This is a genomic window from Streptomyces chisholmiae (genome assembly GCF_031845445.1).
Classification (GTDB): Bacteria; Actinomycetota; Actinomycetes; order Streptomycetales; family Streptomycetaceae; genus Streptomyces; species Streptomyces chisholmiae.
The window spans coordinates 21,584-44,513 of the sequence record NZ_JAVREO010000031.1 but is presented as its reverse complement, the minus strand read 5'-3'; the positions used below and the strand labels follow the sequence as shown (position 1 = coordinate 44,513).

The 22,930-nt window shown below is 73.2% G+C and carries 18 protein-coding genes and 1 pseudogene; 6 read left to right on the top strand and 13 right to left on the bottom strand.

The window, feature by feature from the left end; translation table 11 throughout:
- Window positions 1–212 precede the first annotated feature (212 nt).
- The 3 genes from RM844_RS31055 to RM844_RS31045 are packed head-to-tail and all read left to right on the top strand — an operon-like array spanning window position 213 to window position 3,297.
- Window positions 213–1,040 (top strand): polyphosphate polymerase domain-containing protein, encoded by an 828-nt coding sequence (locus RM844_RS31055; protein WP_311670780.1) that lies wholly within the window; start codon window positions 213–215, stop codon window positions 1,038–1,040.
- A 53-nt stretch (window positions 1,041–1,093) separates the two neighbouring features.
- Complete coding sequence (locus RM844_RS31050) at window positions 1,094–1,780, top strand: DUF4956 domain-containing protein (protein ID WP_311670779.1); 687 nt, start codon at window positions 1,094–1,096, stop codon at window positions 1,778–1,780.
- A gap of 2 nt (window positions 1,781–1,782) precedes the next feature.
- Window positions 1,783–3,297 carry a CotH kinase family protein gene (locus RM844_RS31045; protein ID WP_311670778.1) on the top strand — a complete coding sequence of 505 codons (1,515 nt, stop codon included), beginning with the start codon at window positions 1,783–1,785 and terminating at the stop codon, window positions 3,295–3,297.
- 124 nt (window positions 3,298–3,421) lie between these two features.
- Here the strand turns inward: RM844_RS31045 and RM844_RS31040 are convergent, their stop codons facing one another.
- From RM844_RS31040 to RM844_RS31025, 4 genes are read right to left on the bottom strand one after another with little or no spacing between them, the layout of a single operon-like run.
- A complete protein-coding gene (locus RM844_RS31040; RefSeq protein WP_311670777.1) occupies window positions 3,422–4,885 on the bottom strand; it encodes a sensor histidine kinase in 1,464 nt (487 codons plus the stop codon).
- The gene (locus RM844_RS31035; RefSeq protein ID WP_311670776.1) at window positions 4,882–5,616 is read right to left on the bottom strand and encodes a response regulator transcription factor; all 735 of its coding nucleotides are present in this window, start codon (window positions 5,614–5,616) and stop codon (window positions 4,882–4,884) included. Before RM844_RS31035 ends, RM844_RS31040 begins: the two co-directional genes overlap by 4 nt.
- 54 nt (window positions 5,617–5,670) lie before the next feature.
- On the bottom strand, window positions 5,671–8,199 hold the full coding sequence (locus RM844_RS31030; RefSeq protein ID WP_311670775.1) for an ATP-binding protein: 2,529 nt from the start codon (window positions 8,197–8,199) through the stop codon (window positions 5,671–5,673).
- Window positions 8,135–8,785, bottom strand: a complete 651-nt coding sequence (locus tag RM844_RS31025; protein WP_311670774.1) for a DUF6879 family protein — start codon at window positions 8,783–8,785, stop codon at window positions 8,135–8,137. The genes RM844_RS31030 and RM844_RS31025 overlap by 65 nt, the downstream gene beginning before the upstream one ends.
- A gap of 416 nt (window positions 8,786–9,201) precedes the next feature.
- Here RM844_RS31025 and RM844_RS31020 point away from each other — a divergent pair.
- Window positions 9,202–10,005 (top strand): annotated as a pseudogene (locus RM844_RS31020) (RtcB family protein); the annotation flags it as partial.
- A gap of 390 nt (window positions 10,006–10,395) precedes the next feature.
- Entirely contained in the window at window positions 10,396–11,427 is a 1,032-nt protein-coding gene (locus RM844_RS33665) for an RtcB family protein (RefSeq protein WP_394814637.1), read from the top strand.
- Window positions 11,428–11,463: 36 nt separating this feature from the next.
- On the opposite strand, the gene RM844_RS31010 is transcribed toward RM844_RS33665, so the two are convergent.
- The 4 genes from RM844_RS31010 to RM844_RS30995 form a co-directional block, all read right to left on the bottom strand.
- Window positions 11,464–13,017: a polyamine aminopropyltransferase gene (locus RM844_RS31010; RefSeq protein WP_311670773.1), complete on the bottom strand. Its 1,554-nt coding sequence runs from the start codon at window positions 13,015–13,017 to the stop codon at window positions 11,464–11,466.
- Window positions 13,014–13,451, bottom strand: a complete 438-nt coding sequence (locus RM844_RS31005) for a DUF350 domain-containing protein (protein ID WP_311670772.1) — start codon at window positions 13,449–13,451, stop codon at window positions 13,014–13,016. The genes RM844_RS31010 and RM844_RS31005 overlap by 4 nt, the downstream gene beginning before the upstream one ends.
- A gap of 170 nt (window positions 13,452–13,621) precedes the next feature.
- A complete protein-coding gene (locus RM844_RS31000) occupies window positions 13,622–14,053 on the bottom strand; it encodes a DUF4247 domain-containing protein (RefSeq protein ID WP_311670771.1) in 432 nt (143 codons plus the stop codon).
- Complete coding sequence (locus RM844_RS30995; protein WP_311670770.1) at window positions 14,050–14,688, bottom strand: DUF4178 domain-containing protein; 639 nt, start codon at window positions 14,686–14,688, stop codon at window positions 14,050–14,052. Before RM844_RS30995 ends, RM844_RS31000 begins: the two co-directional genes overlap by 4 nt.
- A gap of 584 nt (window positions 14,689–15,272) precedes the next feature.
- Here RM844_RS30995 and RM844_RS30990 point away from each other — a divergent pair.
- Entirely contained in the window at window positions 15,273–16,268 is a 996-nt protein-coding gene (locus RM844_RS30990; RefSeq protein ID WP_311670769.1) for an ArsR/SmtB family transcription factor, read from the top strand.
- Between the two features lie 18 nt (window positions 16,269–16,286).
- Here the strand turns inward: RM844_RS30990 and RM844_RS30985 are convergent, their stop codons facing one another.
- The 5 genes from RM844_RS30985 to RM844_RS30965 form a co-directional block, all read right to left on the bottom strand.
- Complete coding sequence (locus RM844_RS30985) at window positions 16,287–17,198, bottom strand: oxidoreductase (RefSeq protein ID WP_311670768.1); 912 nt, start codon at window positions 17,196–17,198, stop codon at window positions 16,287–16,289.
- 104 nt (window positions 17,199–17,302) lie between these two features.
- On the bottom strand, window positions 17,303–19,594 hold the full coding sequence (locus RM844_RS30980) for a beta-xylosidase/alpha-l-arabinosidase (protein WP_311670767.1): 2,292 nt from the start codon (window positions 19,592–19,594) through the stop codon (window positions 17,303–17,305).
- Window positions 19,595–19,650: 56 nt separating this feature from the next.
- On the bottom strand, window positions 19,651–20,550 hold the full coding sequence (locus RM844_RS30975) for a carbohydrate ABC transporter permease (protein ID WP_394814636.1): 900 nt from the start codon (window positions 20,548–20,550) through the stop codon (window positions 19,651–19,653).
- Window positions 20,547–21,449: a carbohydrate ABC transporter permease gene (locus RM844_RS30970; protein WP_311670766.1), complete on the bottom strand. Its 903-nt coding sequence runs from the start codon at window positions 21,447–21,449 to the stop codon at window positions 20,547–20,549. The genes RM844_RS30975 and RM844_RS30970 overlap by 4 nt, the downstream gene beginning before the upstream one ends.
- A gap of 10 nt (window positions 21,450–21,459) precedes the next feature.
- A complete protein-coding gene (locus RM844_RS30965) occupies window positions 21,460–22,764 on the bottom strand; it encodes an ABC transporter substrate-binding protein (RefSeq protein ID WP_311670765.1) in 1,305 nt (434 codons plus the stop codon).
- Window positions 22,765–22,930: the final 166 nt, after the last annotated feature.

Below are 22,930 nucleotides of genomic sequence, written 5' to 3'. Positions count from 1 at the left end.
CCCACCCCCCTCCTAACCCACCCCGTACAGGACCAACGACCTGTCACCGCCATCACACCCAGACACCCGGATTCTCGCTCTCGGTGAGCGACCCGGCTCGGAGGGTGGCCGATTTTCCCAGGGTTCTCTCAGGAAGTTCTGCGGCTTCTCCCACCTCCGTCACGTTCTCTTTCCCTCGTGGTCACCCGACCCCGAGGTAAGGAGGAGCCGACATGACAGCGGCACGCACGTCCGGCGGCGGGCTGCACGCCTTCAACCGCTACGAGCTGAAGTACCTGGTGCCGGTCGACCAGGTAGCCGAGATCCGCCGCGAGGTAGCCGCCCGGATGCGGGCGGACGGCAACAGCGGGGCGCGCGGCTACGGCGTCTGGAGCCTGTACTACGACACCCAGGGCCTCCGTTTCTACTGGGAGAAGATCGAGGGCCTGCGGTTCCGGCGCAAGCTGCGCATCCGCCGCTACGGTCCGCTGGGCCCGGCGCCGGACGACACCCCGGTCTCCCTTGAGATCAAGCAGCGGGTGAACCGGGTCACCCAGAAGCGTCGGGTGCTGCTGCCGTACCACCTGGCCCGGCGACTCTGCGACCAGCGGCAGCGGATCACGCACCCGGACGCGGACCAGAGCTTCGTGGACGAGGTGCTGGAGCTGGTCACCCGGCTCGACCTGCGTCCCACCGCGATGACCGGCTACCGCCGTGAGCCCTATGTGGGCGTCGACTCCGACCTTGGACTGCGCGTCACCTTCGACTACCGGGTGCGAGGCCGGGACCGCGACCTGGATCTGCGCGCCGACACGGAGAGCCGCTACATCATCAGCCCGCACCTGGTGGTGATGGAGGTCAAGGCCAACGAGCGGGCGCCCTACTGGATCACCGACCTGGCCGCTCGCCACGGGCTCCAGGTACAGCGGGTGTCCAAGTACTGCCAGAGCGTCGAGGCGTTCGGCCGGGCGCCGCGTTCGGTCTTCCACGTCCCCGAGCACGCGTCGGAGGCGCCCGCGCCGGCCGCCGCCCCGCCCCCGGTGGAGCAGCCGGCCGCCTGACCGGCGCCGTCCCCGTACCCCGTCCCCACCACCCCAGCGGAGAACCCACCCCCATGGAACTCGACTTCGGCATCACCGACCTGTCCGGCACCTTCAGCGCGATGGACGTGACGGTCGCGCTCAGCCTCGCCTTCGTCACCAGCCTGGTCGTCGCCTGGACCTACCGGGCCACCCACCGCAACATCTCCTACAGCCAGAGCTACGTGCACACCCTGATCATCCTCGGCATGCTGATCGCGCTGATCATGCTGGTGGTGGGCTCCAACATCGCCCGGGCCTTCGCACTGGTCGGCGCGCTCTCCGTGGTCCGGTTCCGGAACGCCGTCAAGGAGACCAGGGACGTCGGCTTCATCTTCCTGGTGATGGCCCTCGGCATGGCCTGCGGCACCCGGTTCTACGCCCTGGCCGGCATCGCCACCGTGCTGATCTGCCTGGTCATCCTGCTGATGCACCGGTTCAACTGGTTCGCCCTCCAGGTCCAGCGCCAGGTCGTCAAGGTCCAGGTGCCGGCGGACGGCCACGACCACGGTCCGGCCCTGGACGACGTGCTGCTCCGCCACACCGACGAGCACGAGCTGATCAGCACCGAGTCGGTGCGCGCCGGCTCGCTGCTGGAGCTGGCCTACACCGCCCGGCTGAAGAAGAACGTGCGGCCGGCCCAACTGGTCAGCGCGCTGCGCGAGGTGACCGCCGGCCAGAAGGTCGCCGTGCTGACCGGCTACGACCAGACGGACCTGTGACCGTGCGCGGGCGGAACGGCCGGCGCGTCCGGCACCTGCTGCCGACTCGGCTGCGCCGCCACTGGAGGCTGGTGACGCTGGCCTGCGCCGCCGTCCTGGTGCTCACCGTGGCCGTGGGCGAGTTCCGGGTCCGGCCCTATGTCAGCTCCCGGCTGGTCAGCCAGGAGACGGTGACCCAGAACATCGAGGGCGAGGGCGACCTGTTCGACGGCGGGGAGCACCGCGTCGAGCTGACCTTCAACGAGGACGAGTACGCGGAGGCGCTGCGGGTCTTCCGGGAGGAGGGCGAGAAGGAGTACATCCAGGCCGACATCGTCATCGACGGGACCACCGTGCAGGACGTGGGCCTGCGGCTGAAGGGCAACTCCACGCTGATGAGCCTGCGGTCGTCCGGGGACTCGTCCGGTGTGGGGCCGGGCGGCGAAGGGCCGGGTGGGATGGGCCCCGGGGGCACCACCCTCTCCGAGGAAGAGCCGGAGAACCTGCCCTGGCTGATCAGTTTCGACGAGTTCCAGACCGGACGTGCCTACCAGGGACACACCGAGATCGCTCTGCGCCCGGGAACGTCCACCTCGGCGACGGCGCTGAACGAGGCGCTGGCCCTCTCGCTGACCGCGGCCGACGGACAGACCACGCAGGACCACACGTTCACCTCCGTCTCGGTCAACGGCGGGGACGCCGTGCCCCGGCTGCTGTTGGAATCCCCGGACGAGCCGTGGGCGGCCGAGCTGGGCGAGGGCGTGCTCTACAAGGCGCGCGCCGGCGGGTCCTTCGACTACCTCGGGGACGACCCGACCGCCTACGAGGACGCGTTCCGGCAGGTCAACGACGACGGCGGGCACGACCTCACGCCGGTGACCGCGCTGCTGCGCTTCGTGGCGGAGGCCGACGACGAGGAGTTCGCCGCGCGGCTGCCGGAGTACCTCGACGTCGACTCCTTCGCCCGCTACCTGGCGACCCAGTCCCTGCTCGCCAACAACGACGCGATGGACGGCCCGGGCAACAACTACTACCTCTGGTACGACACCGAGGAGGAACGGTTCACCGTGCTCTCCTGGGACCTCAACCTGTCCTTCGGCGGCCTGGGCGGTGGCTTCGGCGCCGGTCCCGGTGGCGCGGCCGGCGACGAGGAGACGTTCCCCGAGGACGGTCAGGTCCCCGGCGGCGGGCAGCTCCCCGGGGGCATGGAGCCGCCGGGGGGCGGCCAGGGAACGGGCGGAGGACTGGGCGGCAGCGGCGCGTTGAAGGAACGCTTCCTCGCCGACGACGAGTTCACCGCGCGGTACGAGGCGGCCTACGCCGAGCTGTACCAGGAGCTGATCGCCGACGGCACCGCCCAGGAGATCCTCGACTCGGTGGTCGCCCAGGCCGAACGGGCCGGCGACGAGGGCGCCGCCGAGGCCGGCGAACAGCTCGCCGAGCAGCTCGCCGCCGTCGCCGAGACCCCGGCCGCGGAGAGCACCCTCCGCCCCGGCGGCGCCGGGCGCGAGGCGACGGACGGCACCGCCACGGGCTGACCCGCCCCGGCACCGACCCGCACCACCACCGGCGGCACCGCCCCGGCACCGACCCGCACCACCACCGGCGGCACCGCCCCGGCACCGGCCCGAGCCCACGGGCCGGCGCCGGGGCCACCTCCGCTCAGCCCAGCGGCAGCACCACCGTGAAGACCGACCCCCGCCCCACCGTCGAGGAGACCGTCAGGTATCCGTCGTGCGCCGCGACGAACGCGGCGCTGATCGCCAGCCCCAACCCCGCCCCGCCGCGCCCCCGGGGCGCGCTCGCCCGGTAGAACCGGTCGAAGAGCCGCGGCAGTTCGTCCCCGGCGATGCCGGGGCCGGCGTCCCGCACCGTGATCACGGCCACCTCGGCGACACCCGGCGGCAGCGCCCCCACCACCGCGGGGCCCGGCGCCGGCGGCCGGTCGGTGCGCTCCACCGCCACCCACACCGGGGTGCCGGGCGGGCCGTGGGTGAGCGCGTTGCCCACCAGGTTCTCCAACACCTGGCGGACCCGTTCCCGGTCCGCCACCGCGAACACCGGCTCCGGCACCCGCAGTTCGATCCGCGAGTCCGGCGCCCGAACCCGCGCCGACTGCACCACCAGCTCCGCCAGCTCCCCCAACTCCACGTCCGACGGCTGGAGATGCGGCGTCTCGTCGAAGCGGGACAGGATCAGCAGGTGGTCCACCATGCTGCCCATCCGCTCCGCCTCCTCCTCGATCCGCGACATCCAGCGCTCCGTCCGGGCGTCCTCGACCACCACGCCCTGCCGGCGGCCCTGCCGGTAGAGCGCCGCGAATCCGACGATCGAGGAGAGCGGCGTGCGCAGCTCGTGCGAGGCGTCCGCGACGAACCGCCGGGTGGTCTCGGCGGACGCGTCGCGTTCGCGCAGCGCCTGGGCCAACTCGGCGAGCATCGTGTTCAGCGCGGCGCCCAGCCGGCCCGTCTCGGTGGCCGGGTCCTGGTCCGGCACCCGCCGGTCCAGCTCGCCGCCGGCGATCGCCTGCGCCGTCCGCTCGATCTCCCGTAGCGGCCGCAACTGCAACCGGACCGTGGCCACCGCCCCGGCGCCCAACGCGGCCAGCGCCGCCAGCCCCACCACCGTCTCGATCAGCAACAGCCGGCCCAGCGTGCTCTCCACGTCCGCCAGCGACTGCGCCACCACCCGCACCCCGCCGTCCGGCGCCAGCCCCGTCAGCACCCGCCAGGAGCCGTCCCCGACCGTGCTCGGCGCGGTGAACGGCTCGCCGGCCCGGGCCCGCAACTCGGTCGGCGACCAGCCTGACAGGTCGGGCAGGCTGTCGTCGTCCGCCGTCCGGCCCACCACCCGACGCACCTCCCCTTCCGCGTCCAACGCGAAGGTCCGCAGGTCGGTGGGGAACGGCGGCGGCTGGCCCGGCTCCGGGCGCGGCGGCAGCTCCTCGCCCGGGACCCCGCCCAGGCTGGTCAGCCGCTGGTCCACCTCGTCGGTCAGCCAGTGCCGCAGCAACAACGTGCCGGCCGCGCCGAACGCGACGAGGCTGAGCGCCGCCAGCGCGAGCAGCGTCACGGTCAGCCGGGCTCCCAGCCCGCGCGGCCAGAGCCGCGGTCGACGGGCCGTCACCGCCGCTCCACCTCCGCGTGCCGCAGGCTGTAGCCGACGCCCCGCACGGTCTGGATCAGCGCCGGCCCCCGCGAGTCGATCTTGCGCCGCAGATAGCTCACATAGGTCTCCACCACCCGGGTGTCGCTGGCCTCCCCGCCCCAGACCCGGTCCAGGATCTGCGACTTGCTGACCACCCGGCCCGCGTTCAGCAACAGGTAGCGCAGCAGCGCGAACTCGGTCGGCGACAGCCGCACCGGCCGGCCGCCGCGCCACACCTGGTGCGCCTCCTCGTCCAGCTCCAGGTCCGCGTAGCCCAGCGGCTCCGGCGCCGCCGCGCCGCCCGCCGCGCCGACCCGTCGCAGGATGGCGTTCAGCCGGAACACCACCTCCTCCAGGCTGAACGGCTTGGTGACGTAGTCGTCCGCGCCGGCCCGGAAGCCGGCCAGCCGGTCCTGCACGGTGTCCCGGGCGGTGAGGAACAGCACCGGCAGGCCCGGCAGCACCGCCCGCAGATCCGCGACCAGCACCAGCCCGCTGCGCCCCGGCAGCGTCACGTCCACCACCGCGATGTCCGGCTCGAACGTCTCCAACGCCGCCACCGCGGCCCGCGCGTCGGCCGCGCCGCGGGTGCGGAAACCACTCAGGTCGAGCGAGGCGGTGAGCAGTTCGAGGATGTTCGGCTCGTCCTCGACGATCAGGACGCGGGGCCCGCCACCGGCCGGCCCGTGGTTGCTCGCGTGCGGGTGCATACCGCGATCCTGACGCACCGGACCGGCGGACGCACGGAAGCCCCCGCCCCCGGCTCAGCGCGCCGACCCCGCCAACCGCCCCGCCAACCGCGCCCGAAGCGCCGCCCCCCGCGGGTCCCCTGGCGCCCCCAGCAACCGCAGGGCCGCCGCCCAGTGCGCCCGCCCCGCCCCGCCGCCGTCCGCCCGCTCGCCGCCACTCCCGTCCGCGTCCGCCTCGTCGAGCGCCTCCACCTCGCCGAGCGCCTCGGCCTCGCTGAGCGCGGTGCCGAGCGCCTCCAGAGCCAGCACGGTGTGCCAGTCGTCCGCCAACTCCCGGTGCGCGGCCACCGCCCGCCGGTGGAAGTCGGCCGCCTCGGCCGGCCGCCCCAGCGCCTGGTACGCCGCACCGGAACCCTGCCAGGCCAGCGCCTCCCGCCCCCGGTCCCCGAGCCGCCGATGCAGACTCGCCGACCGCTGGCAGGAGACCAGCGCCTCCGCCGGCTGCCCGGCGGCGAGCTGCGCCGCGCCCAGGGTCAGCAGCCAGTACCCCTCCAACGGCCGGGACCGCAGCTCCAGCGCGATCTCCACCGCCCGCCGGGCGGCCTCCAACGCCGGCCCCGTCTCGCCCCGCTCCCGCCGCACCTCGCTCACCAGCCGCAACGCGTTCCCCGCGCCCCGCGGGTCGGACAGCGCCCGGTGCTCTTCCAGCGCCAGCTCCGCGGCCTCCGCCGCCCGCGCCAGCTCACCCGCCCGCAGCCGGACCGAGGCCAGGTTGGCCAACGCGGTGGCCGCCCGGTGCGCGTCACCCAACTCCAGAAACGTCTCCCTGGCCCGCTCGAAACGCTCACCGGCCCGGGTCAGCTCCCGACGGCGCAGATGCACCAGCCCCAGCAGGTTCAACGAGCCGGCGACGCCCGCCCGATCCGCCAGCCCCTGCCACAGCTCCAACGCCGACTGATGGCAACGGGCGCCCTCCGCCAGGTCGTTCAGCCGAACCGCGGCCATCCCCAGATCCGTCAGCAACCGCGCCTCGCCGGCCCGGTCGCCGGCGGCCCGGGCCAACTCCAGGCCGGTCCGGCCCGCCGCCAGCCACTCCACCGTGGCGGACGACGGCGGCTGCGCCGCCCACAGCACCGCCGCCAGCCGCCAACCCCGCTCGTGCCAGCCCAGCCGGGCGGCCAACTGAACGGTCGCCAGCAGGTTGGGGAACTCCCGCTCCGCGAAGTCGACCGCCGCGTCATAGTGCTCGAACAGCACCTCCGCCGACTCCGCCTCGGGCACCAACCGCCGCTCCGTCGGACTGATCCACCGGGCCGCCGCGTCCGCCCGCCGCAGAGACCACTCCACCAACCGTCGCTCCGCGGCCTCTCGCTCCGCGACCGGCTCCGCCCGCCTGGCCTGGTCCATGGCGTAGGCCCGCAGCAGGTCGTGGAACTCGTAGCGGTCCGGCGCGCACTGCTCCAACAGGTGGGCGCCGACCAGCACGTCGAGCAACTGCCGGGCCCGCGCCGGTGACAGCCCGGCGAGCGCACCCGCCGCACTTAACGCGAACTGGGGCGTCGGGTGCAGCCCCAGCAGTCGGAACAACCGGGCGGCGGCCGGCGGCAGCGCCCGATACGACCAGGCGAACACCGTCCGCACCGCCTCCGCCTCCTCGTCGTCCCCGGTGCTCAACGCGTCCCACAGCGCCGACTCGTCGCGCAACTCGGCGATCAGCTCCGCCAACGACAGATGCGGCCGGCTCGCCGCCCGCTCCGCCGCGATCCGCAGCGCCAGCGGCAGGTAGGCGCAGAGCCGGGCCAACTCGGCCAACTCCGCGTCGGTGTCCCGCGGCCGTTCCTCCGCCGTCACCGCCCGCAGCAGCGCGACCGCCTCCGGCGCGGGCAGCGTGCCCAGCGTGATCCGCCGCGCGCCGTCCCTTATCGCCAGGCCCGGCAGGCGACTGCGGCTGGTGATCAGGGTCAGGCAGCCGGCCGTGCCCGGCAGCAGCGGCCGGACCTGGGCGATCGTCGCCGCGTTGTCCAGCAGGATCAACATCCGACGGCCGGCCAGCAGCGAGCGGTAGAGCGCCGCGGCGGCGTCCGGCTCCGCCGGCACCTGCTCCGGCCGCACCCCCAGCGCGCTCAGGAAGCGGTGCAGCGCCTCCCCTGCGGTGACCGGCTCGCCCGGGTCGTAGCCGCGCAGGTTGATGTGCAGCTGGCCGTCGGGGAACCGCTCCCGCACCTGGTGCGCCCAGCGCAACGCCAGCGACGTCTTTCCGCCACCTGCCGTACCGGTGATCAGGCAGACGGGCACATCGAACGACGACTCGCCGTCCCCGGCCAGGATCTCGTCCAGCTGCGCCAACTCGGGCACGCGGTTGACGAAGCCACGGATGCCGCTGGGGAGTTGGCGGGGGACCGGGCCGCTGTCCCCGCCGGCCGCCGCCGGCCCGGGCGCGTGGAAGTGCACCCCGCCCCGCACGCTCCCCGCCTGCACCACGTCCCGGGCCGCGCCGGAGAGCCCGGATCTGGTCCCGCCCGGCGCCGGCGCCGGGTCCTCAGGCCGGGTGATGAGCCGGCCCTCCGAGGGGCAGGGTCGGCGCCGGAAGCGGCGCCACCTCACGGGCGAAGTACGCCGTGACATCCTCGCCCTGCTCGTAGAGCCGCCGGATGAACCCCTCCCACGCGGCCACCACACCCGGCTCGGTGAACCGGACTCCGCCGTCCGGCACCCCCTCCGGGGTGTAGCAGACCCGGTAGAGCACCCGCCCGCCCAGCACCACGAGCTCCGGCAGCGGCCCCTCCGCCTCGAACCGCCGCACCCGCGGCTCGGTCACCACCCGCACGCGCCCACCCTGCTCGGCGGCCAGTCGCAACGCGTGCAACTCCCACTGGACATAAAAGCTCAGCGGCTCCTCGACGATCCGCACGCGATGAAAGAAGGAACGCTTGCGTTCGTCCTCGGCGGCCATTCGGGCCAGATTCTCGCGGTCCTCTTCGAGAAGCGCCAGCGCCCGCTCCCAGTCCCCCTCGCGCAACGCCTGCCGGCTGCCGTCCCTGGTCTCCTCGAAGTGCTGCGCGCGCTCCAACTTCCACGAGTCCCGCCCCTCGACGCCGGCACGCACCTCGCGGAAGTCGGCCCGGTAGTCGGAGACGCTCAACCGGGTGCCGAGATCCGGATCGAGCTGGGGAACCTCAAGGTCAGGCATCAGGAATGTCATCTTTCGCCGCACGGAGCATGTTTCCCGGAATGACGACCAACCGCTCGTCCGCGGCCAGCCGCACGCCGGCGGGGAGTTGGGGAGTGGCCGTTCGGGTTGGCTACCCGCGGGTCCCTCACCTCAGTGTCTTTATGGTAGGCGTCCTTGTTCAGAAACTCAGCTCCTGGGGCGTGAGTTGGGTGCCGTGGGGCGCACGTGCGGGTGGCGTGCGCCGTCGTCGTTCCGGAGGACGTGCACCCCGGGCGGTGAAAACCCGTTGTGGGGGACTGTCCCCTTGGGGTCACAATGAGTCACCGACGGAGTGGTGTCGGTCAGGGCGCCGCCGGCCTTCGAGGGCCGGTTGTGGGCGGGGGCGTGTGGCCTCCCGAGGCGCCACGCGGGTTCAGTCAGTCAGGGGGAACACCATGGGTTACACCGAACTGCCCGGTGCGCTGGTACCGATCCGGATGTGGGCGGACCCGGCGCAGGTCGAAGAGGGCGCCATGCGCCAGCTGCGCAACGTCACCACGCTGCCCTGGGTGCGCGGCCTGGCCGTCATGCCCGACGTGCACTACGGCAAGGGCGCGACCGTCGGCTCGGTGATCGCCATGGAGGGCGCGGTCTGCCCGGCGGCGGTCGGCGTCGACATCGGCTGCGGGATGTCCGCGGTCCGCACCTCGCTCACCCAGGAGGACCTGCCGGCCGACCTGTCCCGGCTGCGGTCGAAGATCGAGGAGGCCATCCCGGTCGGTCGCGGCATGCACGACGAACCGGTCGACCCCACCCGGCTGTTCGACGTCCGCACCACCGGCTGGGACGCGTTCTGGGGGCGGTTCGACGGGGTGGCCGACGCCGTGTCCTTCCGGCGGGAGCGGGCGGCGCGGCAGATGGGCTCGCTCGGCTCGGGCAACCACTTCGTCGAGGTCTGCGTCGACACCGACGGCGTCGTCTGGCTGATGCTGCACTCCGGCTCCCGCAACATCGGCAAGGAGCTGGCGGACCACCACATCGGGGTGGCCCGCGGCCTGCCGTACAACCAGGACCTGGTCGACCGGGACCTCGCGGTCTTCGTCTCGGACACCCCGCAGATGGCCGCCTACCGCAACGACCTGTTCTGGGCGCAGGAGTACGCCCGCCACAACCGGGCCGTGATGATGGCGCTGCTGCGGGACGTGGTCCGGAAGGAGTTCCGCAAGGCCAAGCCCCGTTTCGACGAGGTCATTTCGTGCTTCGCGGGGGAGACGGAAGTGCTCACGAAGGACGGGGTGCGGCCGATTCGGGATCTCGCCGGAGCTCGGCACGAACTGCTCACCACCGGCGGCGAGTGGGTGAAGGCGCCGGTCGAGTCGTTCGGTGAGCAGCGGTTGTACGAGGTCGTGGTCGGTCGTTACGGCGAGCGGAAGACGATCCGTGCCACGGCTGAGCACCGCTGGCTCCTCCGCGCCAAGGTCGCGCACAACCGGACCGAGGCGATCACTCGGGAACTGCGGGTCGGTGATCGGCTCGACTACGCGTTCCCGCGCCGTGAGGCGGGGCTCAGCCCGGCACCGTCGGGCATCGCGCGGGGATTCGTGTTCGGTGACGGCACCGCGCTGGCGCGAGGCGGGCTTGCCCGCGCGATGTTCTACGGCGACAAGGACGAGGCCATGCTGCCGTTCTTCGACACCGAGGGCGGGGCGCTCCGCACCTACTACTACCGGTACGACCCGGCACGCGGCGAGAAGGAGCACGTTCCGAACGCCGAGGTGACGCCGGAGTTGCTGGCCAGCGGGGAGGTGAAGCGCTACCGGCGGCTCGGCGGATTGCCCCGCGAGTGGAAGACGGAGTATCCCTCCCTCGACAACGCGCGGGACGAGCTCTACGGCTGGTTGGCAGGTTACTTCGCCGCGGACGGTGAGGTCGGCAAGACGGGCCGGCCCGCGATCTGGTCCGCGCGTCGCGGGGACCTCGAGTTCGTGAAGGCCGTCTGCGACGCGTTGGGTATCTGGACGCTGCCGATCCGCACCAAGACGCGGCGCGGCTTCGGACGGACGGTCACGGCCATGCACGTCATGGGCATCTCACGGGCGGATCTGACCGCGGACTTCTTCGTCCACGAGGCGCATCGCACCCGGTGGTCGGCGAATCGGGAGGCCGTCGAGCGGCGTGGCTGGACCGTTCGCGAGGTTCGCCGGACCGCTGTCGTCGAGGAGGTCTTCTGCGCTGTCGTCGACAACACCCACGCGTTCACGCTGGCCGACAACATCCTGACCGGAAACTGTCACCACAACTACGTGGCGGAGGAGCGCTACGAGGGCATGGACCTGCTGGTCACCCGCAAGGGCGCGATTCGCGCCGGCGCGGGGGAGTACGGGATCGTGCCGGGCTCCATGGGCACCCGTTCCTACATCGTGCGCGGGCTGGGGAACGACGCGTCCTTCCAGTCCGCCTCGCACGGGGCGGGGCGCCGGATGAGCCGCACGGCGGCCAAGCGGCGGTTCACCACGCGGGACCTGGAGGAGCAGACCCGGGGCGTGGAGTGCCGCAAGGACTCCGGCGTGGTGGACGAGATCCCCGGCGCGTACAAGCCGATCGAGCAGGTCATCGAGCGCCAGGCCGACCTCGTCGAGGTCGTCGCCGAGCTCCGCCAGGTCGTCTGCGTCAAGGGCTGACCACCGGCGTCGGGGCCTTCGGGCCCCGGCGCCCGCTCAGTTGTACTGCCACTCGTCCCGCGCGTAGTCGATGACGACCGGGTTCATCAGGGTGTTGGGGCGGATGTCGGTGGGGCGTTGGCGGTCCGGGGGGAAGACCTGGGCGGCCTGGAGGACCTCGGGGGAGAGGAAGCGCAGCGGCGGCGCGTTGTCGGGGAGGCGGAGGGTGGGTGGGGTGGCGGTGTCGGGGAGGGTGGCGAGGACGAAGCCCCAGTTGCCGAAGCTGGGGACATCGACCTGGTAGGGGACGGTGGCCAGGCCGGCCTCGGTGACGCTGGACGCGATGGACCAGTAGCTGCGGGGCGCGAAGAACGGGGAGCCGGACTGGATGACCGCGCGGCCGTCCGGGGCCAGGACCTGGGCCAGCATGCTGTAGAACTCCACCGAGTACAGCTTGGCGGTGGACGTGTCGTCCGGGTCGGGGAAGTCGATCAGCACCGCGTCGTAGGGGCCGGGCGCGTCGCGGAGCCAGTTGAACGCGTCGTCGTGGACGACGGTCACCCGCTCGTCGTGGAAGGCGTCGTCGTTGAGGTCGCGCAGCGGCTGGTAGCCGGTGCCGAGGTCGGTCATGGCCGGGTCGAGTTCGACGAGGGTGACCTCCTCGACGTCCGGGTAGCGGAGGATCTCGCGCAGTGCCAGCCCGTCGCCGCCGCCCAGCACGAGGACCCGCTGGTGGGGGCCGGCGAGTGCCGGGTGGGTGAGCGACTCGTGGTAGCGGTACTCGTCGACGGAGGAGAACTGGAGGTCGCCGTTGAGGAAGAGCCGCAGGTCGCGGTCGCCGGTGAAGGCCAGCGAGCGGGTGACCACGATCTCCTGGTACGGGGTGCGTTCGGCGAGCATGATCGGGTCGCGGTAGAGCCGCTGCCGGGCGGTGATCTCGATGTCGTCGGCGAACACGTACGCGCCGGTGAGCAGGGTGAGGATCACGGCCATGGTGGCGAGCAGCGCGCCGCGCACCATCCGCCGGGTCTGGCGGCGGAAGATCCACAGCACCACGGCCATGCCGACGACGGCGTTGACCGCGCCGACCACCAGCGCGCCGCGCAATTGCCCGAAGGTGGGGAGCAGCAGCAGCGGGAAGCAGAGTCCGCCGATCAGGGCGCCGAGGTAGTCGACGGCGAACATGTCGGCGACGGCGCCGCCCGCCTCCTGGCGTCTGATCCGCTGCAGCATGGTCATCAGCAGCGGGATCTCGGCGCCGATCAGCACGCCGACGACGAAGGCGACGACGACCATCGCCTCGGTGTAGATGCCGACCCAGGCGAAGAGCACGTAGAGCAGCAGCACGGAGAACCCGCCGACCAGCGCCAACAGCCCCTCGACCAGGGCGAAGGCGCCGACGGCGCGGGCTCGCAGCGGCTTGGCCAGCAGCGAGCCCACGCCCATGGCGAAGACCATCACGGAGAGCACCAGTGAGGTCTGGAAGACGGAGTTGCCGATCAGGTAGCCGCCGAGGGCGACCAGGGCCAACTCGTAGACCAGGCCGCAGGCGGCGCAGAGGAAGACCGTCAGCAGCAGGAGGAACCGCGCCAGCCGTGGGCGCGGGATCACGAGAGGGCCGCGCCGACCATCAGTCCGGTGCCGACGTAGGTCACGGCCTGGACCCAGGCCGCGGGGTGCGGGCGCTCGTCGCGGTCCTCGAAGATCGCGGCGCCCATCGGGCCGGGGGCGAGCAGTCCGACGAGGGCGAAGACGGCGGTCATCAGGAGCACGCCGACGACGCCGTAGACGCCGGTGCTGAGCAGGCCGTAGCCGAGGCCGTCCTCGGACTCGCTGGCGCCGATGGCCTTGGTGACGACCAGGCCGACGCCCAGCATCTGCCCGCCGAGCACGACGGCGGCGCCGCGGTTGCGTTCCCGCCACACGACGTCGGCGAGGCGCCGCGGGGTGACCAGGTCGAGGGCCACGAAGCCGAGACCCATCACGAGGAAGCCGATCAGGCCGTAGAGGAGGGCCTCGCCGGCGGACTGGAATATGTCCCCCACGATCTACCTTTCTGGTGGGGCGCGGTGGTCGGTCGACCGGGAGCCGCGCTTGTCGCTCGATGAGAACGCGCCCGAGGAGGGTGCGGTCGGGGTGGTGCGGGTGGTGCGGGTGGTGCGGCGGTCGGGGCGGTGCCCCGGCACGGGTGGGGTGGGCTGGGCCGTCGCCGGTGTTACTTGCCGGAGCCGGGCCCGCCGCCGCGGAAGCTGTCGCCCTGGGAGGCGGACCAGCGGTGGCCGACGGAGGAGTGCCAGCGTTGGACGCCCCGGCGGTAGTCCTCGATCTCGATCCGGCTGCCGCCCGGCAGTTGCGGGGTGACGGCGACGATCGCGTCGTCGTAGCGGAGGAAGACCTCGCCGTTGCTGGTGATCCGGTCCTCGGCCGAGGTCTCGTCGTCGATGGCGTCGGCGACCCGGCTGGGCCCGTTGGCCGAGTCCAGGTAGATGTCGCTGCCGGTGCCGCGCTGGTAGGTGTCGGCGATCCAGCGGCGGGGCGCGTCGGGCGAGCTGTCGCCGCCGCAGGCGGCCAGCAGCAGGCCGATGGCCAGGGTCAACGCGGGGACCGCGGCGCGCCGTTGGCGGCGGCTTGGGGTGTGACTGGTCACGCGTCGCTCCCCGGGTAGATCACCAGCGTGCCGCGCGGTACGCGTTCGCCGAGGGAGACCTCCCAGCGGCCTCGGCCGTCGGCGCCGGGGAACCGCTCGAAGGCCAGGCCCCGGCCGCCGGGGCCCTCGAAGTCGGCGTACTCGACGCGGCCGGTGTCGCCGAGGCCGGTGGTGCCCTCGGAGCGGTAGCCGGCGGTGCCGTGCTCGGTGCGGTGGTAGGTGACGCCGTCCACCGTCAACGTCTTCTGGTTGGGGAGGAGTTCGGTCTCGCCCTGGTACTCGGTCCAGAACATGACGGTCAGGTCGGGGTCCTCCTCGACGGAGATCCACCGGTGGCCGGCGCCGGGGCCGGCCGTCTCGTCCATCGGGTCGACGAAGTGCTCGGACCAGCTGAAGCCGCCCTCGGTCAGCCGCAGCGAGCCGCGTACGAAGAGGCGTTCGCCGAGGTACTCGACGAGGTCGCCGGCGCGCAGCGTCCGCGGGTCGCCGCCGGTCTCGCCCTCGGCGGCGAACGGGTCCCGCGGGGGGCGCGGCGCGGACCGGGCCTGTTGGGCTCGGCGGCCGCGCAGTACGACGGCGATCGCCAGCGCGATGGCCGCCCCCAGTATCAGGCAGACCACTATGACAACACCCATTGACTCGCCCCCGTCGCGCCTGACCGAGCGTCCGCCCGGCCGGCCGTGTGTCTGTTCGTGCGTGCGTTCGGCGCAGAGTATGACACCGAACAGGCCAGTATCGCACGGCGAGTCCGCGTGTTGTCCGGCTTGGCCGGCGGCCGCCGACCGGGCCCGCGCACTGGGTTGACGGTCCGTCGCGGGGCGTGATGGGCGGGGCTGGGGCGTGGCCGGAAACGGTGGGTCGGCGCGTTGCCGCGCGGTTGGCTGAGCCGGGGGCGGCGTGGCTGGTTCCGGACGCCGTCGGGCGTGGGGCGTCCTGACGGTGAGGCGGGCCGTCGGCGCGCGGGCAGGGAAGGGGTCTTCCGCCCGCCACGCCAACGGCTGGCCCCCGGCGCTGGTCAGGCGCCGTTTCCCCCGCGGTCCTGGCGGACCGCTCGGCCCAGGGTGGCGTCAGCGGCCCGCCGGGGCCAACCGGTTTCGGCGTAGGCTAAAACCGTCGGGTAGTCACGAGCCGCCGTGCCTCGGGGGCGGGTCGGCGGCCGGGGCCGACGGGTTCCCGGCTGGCCGCCGTTCGCCGGCATGGCGCGACGGGAGGCTTGACCATGCGGCTGCGGGTGCGGTTCACGGCGAGGGATCTGGGTCGGGTCCGGCTGGCGACGGCGGCGGACCCGCTGTGGGAGACGGTGCTCAGTGTGCGCCGGCTGCGGGACACCAAGGGGCCGGGGGTCTACGCCGCCTGGCGGCGGTCGGTCAGCTCGGTGGAGGCGGTGCCGGAGAGCCTGCGGGCGCTGATCCCCCGGCAGGGCTACTTCCCCGACTTCCTCAACCCGGCCGAGTCCGAGCGGGGTTGGCGGCCGGCGCTGGAGGCGGTGCGGGCCACGCCGGCGGCCCGGCTGCGGGTCGAGCTGGCCCGGCTGCCGGCCGGTTCGCGGGGCCCGGGGTGGCTGCGCGGGCTGGCGGCCGGTGAGCCGGCGGCGCTGCGTCGGCTCACCGACGACCTGGACCGCTACCACCGGCTGGCGGTGGGGGTGCCGTCGGTGTGGCCGGCGGTGTCCGCGCTGGTGGACGCCGAGTTGGCGGCGCGGGCCCGGCAGTTGGCGCGGGGCGGGGCGGAGGCGCTGCTGGCCGGGTTGCGGCCGGTGTTGCGGTGGAACCCGCCGGTGTTGGAGGCGGCGTATCCGGTGGATCGGGAGGTGCGGCTGGGCGGGCGTGGGCTGTTGCTGGTGCCGTCGTTCTTCTGCTGGCGGACGCCGGTGATGCCGGCGGACGACGGCCTGCCGCCGGTGCTGGTCTACCCGGTGGCGCACGAGGAGCTGCCGCCGGCTGAACCGGCGGCGCTGGGGCGGCTGTTGGGGCCGACCAGGGCCCGGGTGCTGGCCTGGGTGGCGAACGGTGGTGCCACGACGGGGGAGTTGGCCAGCAGGTTGGGCATCTCGCCCGGCTCGGCCAGTCAGCACACCAAGGTGCTGCGGGAGTCGGGCCTGGTGTTGTCGCTGCGGCGGGGCAACGGGGTGCTGCACACGGTGACGCCGGCGGGCCGCGCCCTGCTGCCGGCCGGCCGGGGCGCGCCGGGCGCGGGCGGCGCCCGGCCGGAGTGACCGTCGCCGGGCGGCCGGTCAGGCCGGCAGGCCGGCGTAGTGGACGCCGGTCAGCTCCTCGGAGGCCAGCCAGAGGCGCCTGGCGATCGCGTCGTTGACGGTCCAGGGCGCGCGGAGGGCGTGGCCCGCGCGGCCGCGCAGGGTGCCGGGCCCGGTGAACGAGTCGGCGGTGACGCCGGGCGCGGTGGCCGCGTAGAGGGTGGGCATGGCGCCGGCCTCCGGTGGGGCGGCGAGCAGCCGGTTGCCCGCCCTGGCGATCCGTTCCTTCACCGCGCTGCGCTCCAGCCGGGCGGCCTGGAGCTGGAGTTGGGTGTCCGCGTAGCCGGGGTGCACGGCGGCGGCCAGCAGGTCGAGGGCGGCGGCGCGGCGGGCCAGCTCGTGGGTGAAGAGCAGGTTGGCGGTCTTGGACCGGCCGTAGGCGAGCCAACGCCGGTAGTCGCGCCGGGCGTTGAGGTCGTGGATGTCGATGTTGCCGAGCAGGTGGAGGAAGCTGGAGACGGTCACCACCCGGGCGCCGCGCGCGGCGCGCAGGGCGGGGAGCAGCAGTCCGGTGAGGGCGAAGTGCCCCAGGTGGTTGACGCCGAACTGGGACTCGAAGCCGTCGGCCGTGGTCGCCCGGGGGACGGCCATCAGGCCGGCGTTGTTGACCAGCAGGTGGAGCGGGGTGTCGCCCCAGGCGGCGGCGAAGGCGCGGACCGAGGCCAGGTCGGCCAGGTCGAGCAGCCGCAGCTCGGCGCGGGCCTCGGGCACCTCGTCGAGCAGGCGGTTGAACGCCGCGTCGCCGCGCCGCTGGCTGCGGCAGGCGAGCACCACCCGGGCGCCGCGCCGGGCCAGCTCGCGCGCGGTGACGTAGCCGAGCCCGCTGTTGGCACCGGTGACCACCGAGGTGCGGCCCTTGAGGTCGGGGATGTCCCGTGCCGTCCAACGCATGGCCCCAGGGTAGGCCGCCCCCCGGTGGCGTGCGAGCCGCGTCGCCGGCGGCCGCCCCGGGGCGCGGACGCGCGCCCCGGGGCGGCCCGGCAAGCGGGGGCCGGTCAGGCCCCGGTCGCCGGGGTGATGGTGGCGGGGCAGGTCATCCGCCGGTCGTGGCCGAGGCGGCGTTCCGGGCCGGTGACGGTCAGCGGCAGGGTGTGCCGCAGGTCCGCGACGGAGGCGCCGAGCCGCAGTTCCAGCGCGCCCGGGTCGACGATCCGGCGGCCCGGGGTCGGGGTGTAGCCGGCGAGGTCGGCGTGGAAGGCGAAGCTGACCCGGGCCGAGGCGCCGGCGGCCAGCGGCACCCTGGCGTAGCCGACCAGCCGGTTGACCGGCCGGGCGATGCGGGCCACCGGGTCGTGCAGGTAGAGCTGCACCACCTCGGTGCCGTCCCGGTCCCCGGTGTTGGTGACGGTCAGTGCGACCGTGACCTCGCCGTCGGTGGCGACGGTGGCCGCCGAGACGGCCGGGTCGGTCCAGGCGAAGTCGGTGTAGCCGATGCCGTGGCCGAACGGGTAGAGCGGGGTGGGGTCGAGGTTGCTGGCCTCGCCGGCCTGGCCGAGCGGCGGCGCCAGGTAGTTGGCGGGCTGGCCGCCGGAGCCGCGGGGCACGCCGATCGGCAGCCGGCCGGACGGGTTGAGCCGGCCGGAGAGGACGCCGGCGACGGCGCCGGCGCCCTCCTCGCCGGGGAAGAACGCCTGCACGACGCCGGCCAGCCGGTCCGCCCAGCGGCCCAGCGCGTAGGGCCGGCCGGTGAGCGCGACCAGCACCACCGGCACCTCGCCGGCCACCAGCTCGTCGAGCAACGCGCCCTGACCGTCCGGCAGTTCGAGGTCGGCGGCGTCGCAGCCCTCGCCGGAGGTGCCGCGGCCGAAGAGCCCGGAGCGGTCGCCGACGACGGCCACCACCACGTCGGCCCCGGCGGTCTCGGCGGCGCTGGTGGCCCGGGTCACCCGGGCCGTGGGCAGCTCGGCGGCGAGCGCCTCGAAGAGCGTGGGCACGGCCACGCCCAGCGGCAACTCCGGGTGCTGGACGCCGACATGGCGGGGGAAGGTGTAGCAGCCGAGCAGCGGCGCCACCGCGTCGGCCAGCGGCCCGGCCACCGCGATCCGGGCGGTGTCCGCCAGCGGCAGCGCGCCGTCCCGGTTGGCCAGCAGGATCACCGACTCCTCGGCCAGCTGGCGGGCGACGGCGCGCATGGCCGGCGGGTCGAGGTCGACCCGCTCGCCGTCACAGACGGCGGCCGGCTCGGGGCTGTAGTCGGCGTCCAGCAGGCCGAGTTCGGCCTTCTGGGTGAGGACCCGCAGCACCGAGCGGTCCACCAGTTCCTCGGCCACCTCCCCGGCGCGCACCGCGGCCAGCAGGGGCGGGCCGTAGGCGCGCTGGGCGGGCAGCTCGACGTCCACGCCGGCGGCCAGCGCGAGCGCCGCCGCCTCGCCGGGGGAGCCGGCCACCCCGTGGTTGACCTCCAGGAAGGAGATCCCGAAGTAGTCGGAGACGACGGTGCCGGTGAAGCCCCACTCCTCGCGCAGCAGCCCGGTCAGCAGCTCGGGGTCGGCGCTGGCCGGCACCCCGTCCAGGTCGTTGTAGGCGGCCATCACGGAGCGGGCGCCGCCGTCCCGCAGCGCCAGTTCGAACGGCGGCAGCAGCAGGTCGGCCAGCTCGCGCGGGCCGATCGCGACCGGCGCGTGGTTGCGACCGGCGTGCGAGGCGGAGTAGCCGACGAAGTGCTTGAGGGTGGCGACCACGCCGGCGGACTCCAGGCCCCGCACGTAGCCGGTCGCCACGGTGGCGACCAGGTAGGGGTCCTCGCCGATGGTCTCCTCGGTGCGGCCCCAGCGGGGGTCCCTGGCCACGTCGAGGACCGGGGACAGGCCCTGGTGGATGCCGACCGAGCGCATCGACTCGCCGATCAACCGGGCGGCGTGCTCGACCAGTTCGGGGTGGAAGGTGGCGCCCCAGGCGAGCGGGGTGGGGAAGATGGTGGCCTGCCAGGCGGTGAAGCCGGTCAGGCACTCCTCGTGGGCGAGCGCGGGGATGCCGAAGCGGCCGGCGGCCACGATCCGCCGCTGGTCCTCGGCCAGCAGCTTGGCCTTCTCGGTCGGGTCGACCGGCAGCGTGCCGAACGGCCGGGTCAGCTGGCCCAGGCCGTGCGGCAGCAGGTCGGCCAGGTCGGGCTGGCCGTTGCTGACCTGGTGTTGCAGCGGGGCGACGTCGGTGTCCTCGGCGCCGGTGTCGGAGCCCGGCCAGATGCTGCCCAGCTGGGCCAGCTTCTCCTCCAGCGTCAGCTGGGCCAGCAGCGCCTCGGCGCGGGCCAGCGGGGTGCGGTCGGGGTCCTGCCAGGGGTGGTTCATGGGACGTGAACTCCGTATCTCGCTGGGCGGTTTGGGTCCGGCCCCCGACTGGCGCGTCATTTGCCGCCCACCCCCATCAGTCCGTTGATCAACTGGCGCCGGGCGAAGAGGTAGGCGGTGAAGATCGGCACGATGGACAGCACGACGGCGGCCAGCAGCGCCGGGATGTCCACCCGGAACTCGCCGACGTAGTCGGACAGGCCGAGGGTGAGGACCCGGTTCTCCGGGGACTGGGTGAGGATCAGCGGGAACAGGAAGCCGTTCCAGGCGCTGAGCGCCGAGAACACCCCCGCGGTGGAGATGCCCGACCTGGACATGGGGATGACCAGCTGGAAGAGCATCCGCACGGACTTGGCGCCGTCCAGCGCCATGGACTCGTACAGCTCCTCCGAGATGTCCCGCATGGTGCCCACCAGGATCAGCACGCTCACCGGTAGGGAGAACGCGGCGGTGGGCAGGATGACCGCCAACAGCGTGTCGTAGAGCTGTAGTTCGGTGATGATCAGGTAGATCGGGATGATCACCGCCTGGGACGGGATGGCCAGCCCGAGCAGGAACAGCTGGAACGCCCGCTGGGAGAGCCGCGACCTGGTGCGCACGATGCTGTAGCTGACGGAGACCGCGAGCACCAGCACCAGCGCGGCGCAGGCGGCCGTGACGACCAGCGTGTTGAGCAGGTAGCGCGGGAAGTCCCCCTCCAGCACCTGCCGGTAGCTGTCGAAGGAGATGCTGGAGGGCAGCGACAGCGCGCCGTTCTCCAGGTACTCCTGCCGGGTCTGGAGGGTGGAGACCACCAGGATGTACAGCGGCACCAGCACGATGAGCAGCCAGACGAACGCCCCGACGCCGGCCGGGTAGTTGGCCCGGGGCAGCCGGAACGGGCGGCGGGCGGCGCGCGGCGGGGAGGGCGGCGCGGTCTTCTCCGGCGCCGGGCGGAGGTCGGTGTCGGCGCTCACATGCCCTCCCGGGTGCTGTGCATCTTGGTGAACCCGGTCAGCCGCACCAGCAGCAGCGAGACGCCGGTGGCGACGATGACCAGGGCGGCGGCCACCGCGCTGGCGTAGCCGAGGTCGAAGGCCCGGAAGCCGGTCTCGTACATCAGGTAGGGCACGATCGAGGTGGCGTCCCCGGGGCCGCCCCTGGTGAGGATGAGCACGGTGTCGAAGTAGGTCAGCGCGCCGACCACCATCAGCACGGTGGAGGTGATGATGGTGTTCCGCAGCTGCGGCAGGGTGATGTGGAAGAACTGCCGCACGGTGCCGGCGCCGTCCAGGGACGCCGCGTCGTAGAGGGACTGCGGGATCTGCCGGGCGCCGCCCTGGTAGATCAGGGTGTGGAAGGGCACGAACTGCCAGCCGGTGACGAACAGGATGGCGGCGAAGGCGCCGGTCTCGGAGCCGAGGAGGTCGGAGCTCTCCAGGTTGAACCAGTCGGCGACGTCGGCGGCCAGCCCCAGGTTGGGGTCGAAGATGGTCTTCCACAGCAGGGCGAGCGCCACCGAGGACGCCAGCAGCGGCACGAAGAAGATCGCCGACAGCACCGCCCGGTTCTTCTGCCGGCCGGCGGCCCAGACGCCGAGCAGCAGCACGATGGGCGTCTGGGTGATCCAGGTCAGCGCGGTCAGCAGCAGGCTGAGCCAGATGGCGTTGCGCATCCCGTCGTCGTTCCAGAGGCGGGACCAGTTGTCCATGCCGACCCAGGACGGGTCGCGCAGGCCGTCCCAGTCGGTGAGGGACAGGTAGCCGACGACCACCATGGGGGCGGCGGCGAACAGGAAGAAGAAAATGACGGCCGGGAGCGCCCAGGCGATGCCTGGGCGCCCGACGCGCGGGGAGTGGGTCGTCTCGCGCTTCACGTGCGTGGCCCTACAGGTTCCGCATCGCTTCGACGAACTGCTCGGCGTCGAGTTGGCCGCTGAACAGCTTCTCGATGTTGTCGAGCATCGGCGTGGCCTGGTTGGAGCGCAGCGCCTGGTCCCAGGAGAGGGTGAAGCTGGGGGCGTCCCGCACCATCTCGTACTGGAAGCGGGCGTACTCAGGGGCGGGCGCGTCGTCCAGCAGGCTCTCGACGCCGGCGGTGGCCGGGATGTCGCCGTTGGCGATCAGCGAGCTGGCGTACTCCTCGCCGGCGTGCAGCTTCAGGAACTCCAGGGCGGCGTCCAGCTTGTCGCCCTCGACCTGGGCGTTCACCGACCAGTAGTTGGTCGGGTTGCCGACCAGCGCGGCCGGGTCGCCGGCGCCGCCGTCGATGACCGGGAAGGTCGCCCAGGCCAGCTCGTTCTCGGCGAACTCGGGCTGGTTGGTCAGCTGGTTGGAGTACTCCCAGCTGCCCATCAGGTGCATGGCGGCCTCGCCCTGGGCGAAGAAGGTGGAGGCGCCGTCGGTGGTGTAGCTGACCGAGCGGAAGTTGTTGCCGAAGGCGCCCGCTTCCACCAGCTCGGCGGCGCGTTCGGCGGCGGCCAGCACGGCCGGGTCGGACCAGGCCTCGGCGTCGCCGTTGCGGGCGGCGTCGAAGATCTCGGAGCCGCCCTGCCGGTCCAGCAGGTACTCCAGCCACATGAGTTCGGTCCACGGGTCGCCGCCGGCCAGCACGGCCGGGGTGATGTCCCGCTGCTGGAAGGTGTCCACCAGGTCGAACAGGTCGTCCAGGGTGGCCGGCGGCTCGACGCCGGCCTCGTCGAAGAGCACCTGGTTGTAGAAGAGGATGACCGGCTGCACGCCGCGCATCGGCACGCCGTAGTGGCGCCCGTCGACCGCGCCGCTGTCCAGGATCGAGGGGATGAACGCGTCCCCGAACTCCGGGTCGGCGGCCAGCTCGTCGGTGAGGTCGATCAGCATGTCCTCCTCGACGAAGTCGGCGATGCTGCCGCCGCCCCAGTTGAAGAAGATGTCGGGGGCGTTGGGGCTGCCCATCGCGGTCCGCATCCGGTCCTGGTAGTTGTCGCCCGGTATCTGCGTCAGGTTGACCTGGATGTCGGAGGTCTCGTTGAACCGCTCGACCAGCTCCTCCTGGATCACGGTCGATCCGTCCTGGTAGACCCAGACCTCCAGGCTGTCCGAACGGCCGCCGGGCCCGTCGCTGCCGCAGGCCGCCAGGGTGGAGGCCGCCACGACGCAGGCGGCGGAGGTCGCCAGGACCCGAAGTCGTGGTCTCAGGTTGGGGCTTCGCATCGCACACCTTCCGGAAAATCGCCGATAATTATCGGTGGATGGCATGGCAAGTTACGGCCGTGATGCGGGTTCGTCAACGGTGCGGACGGACTTTCCGGCCATCGTCGTCAAACGGAGACCGCGCCGGCCGGGCGAGCGAAGTGGCGTGCGGCCGGCGGCCGTTGCC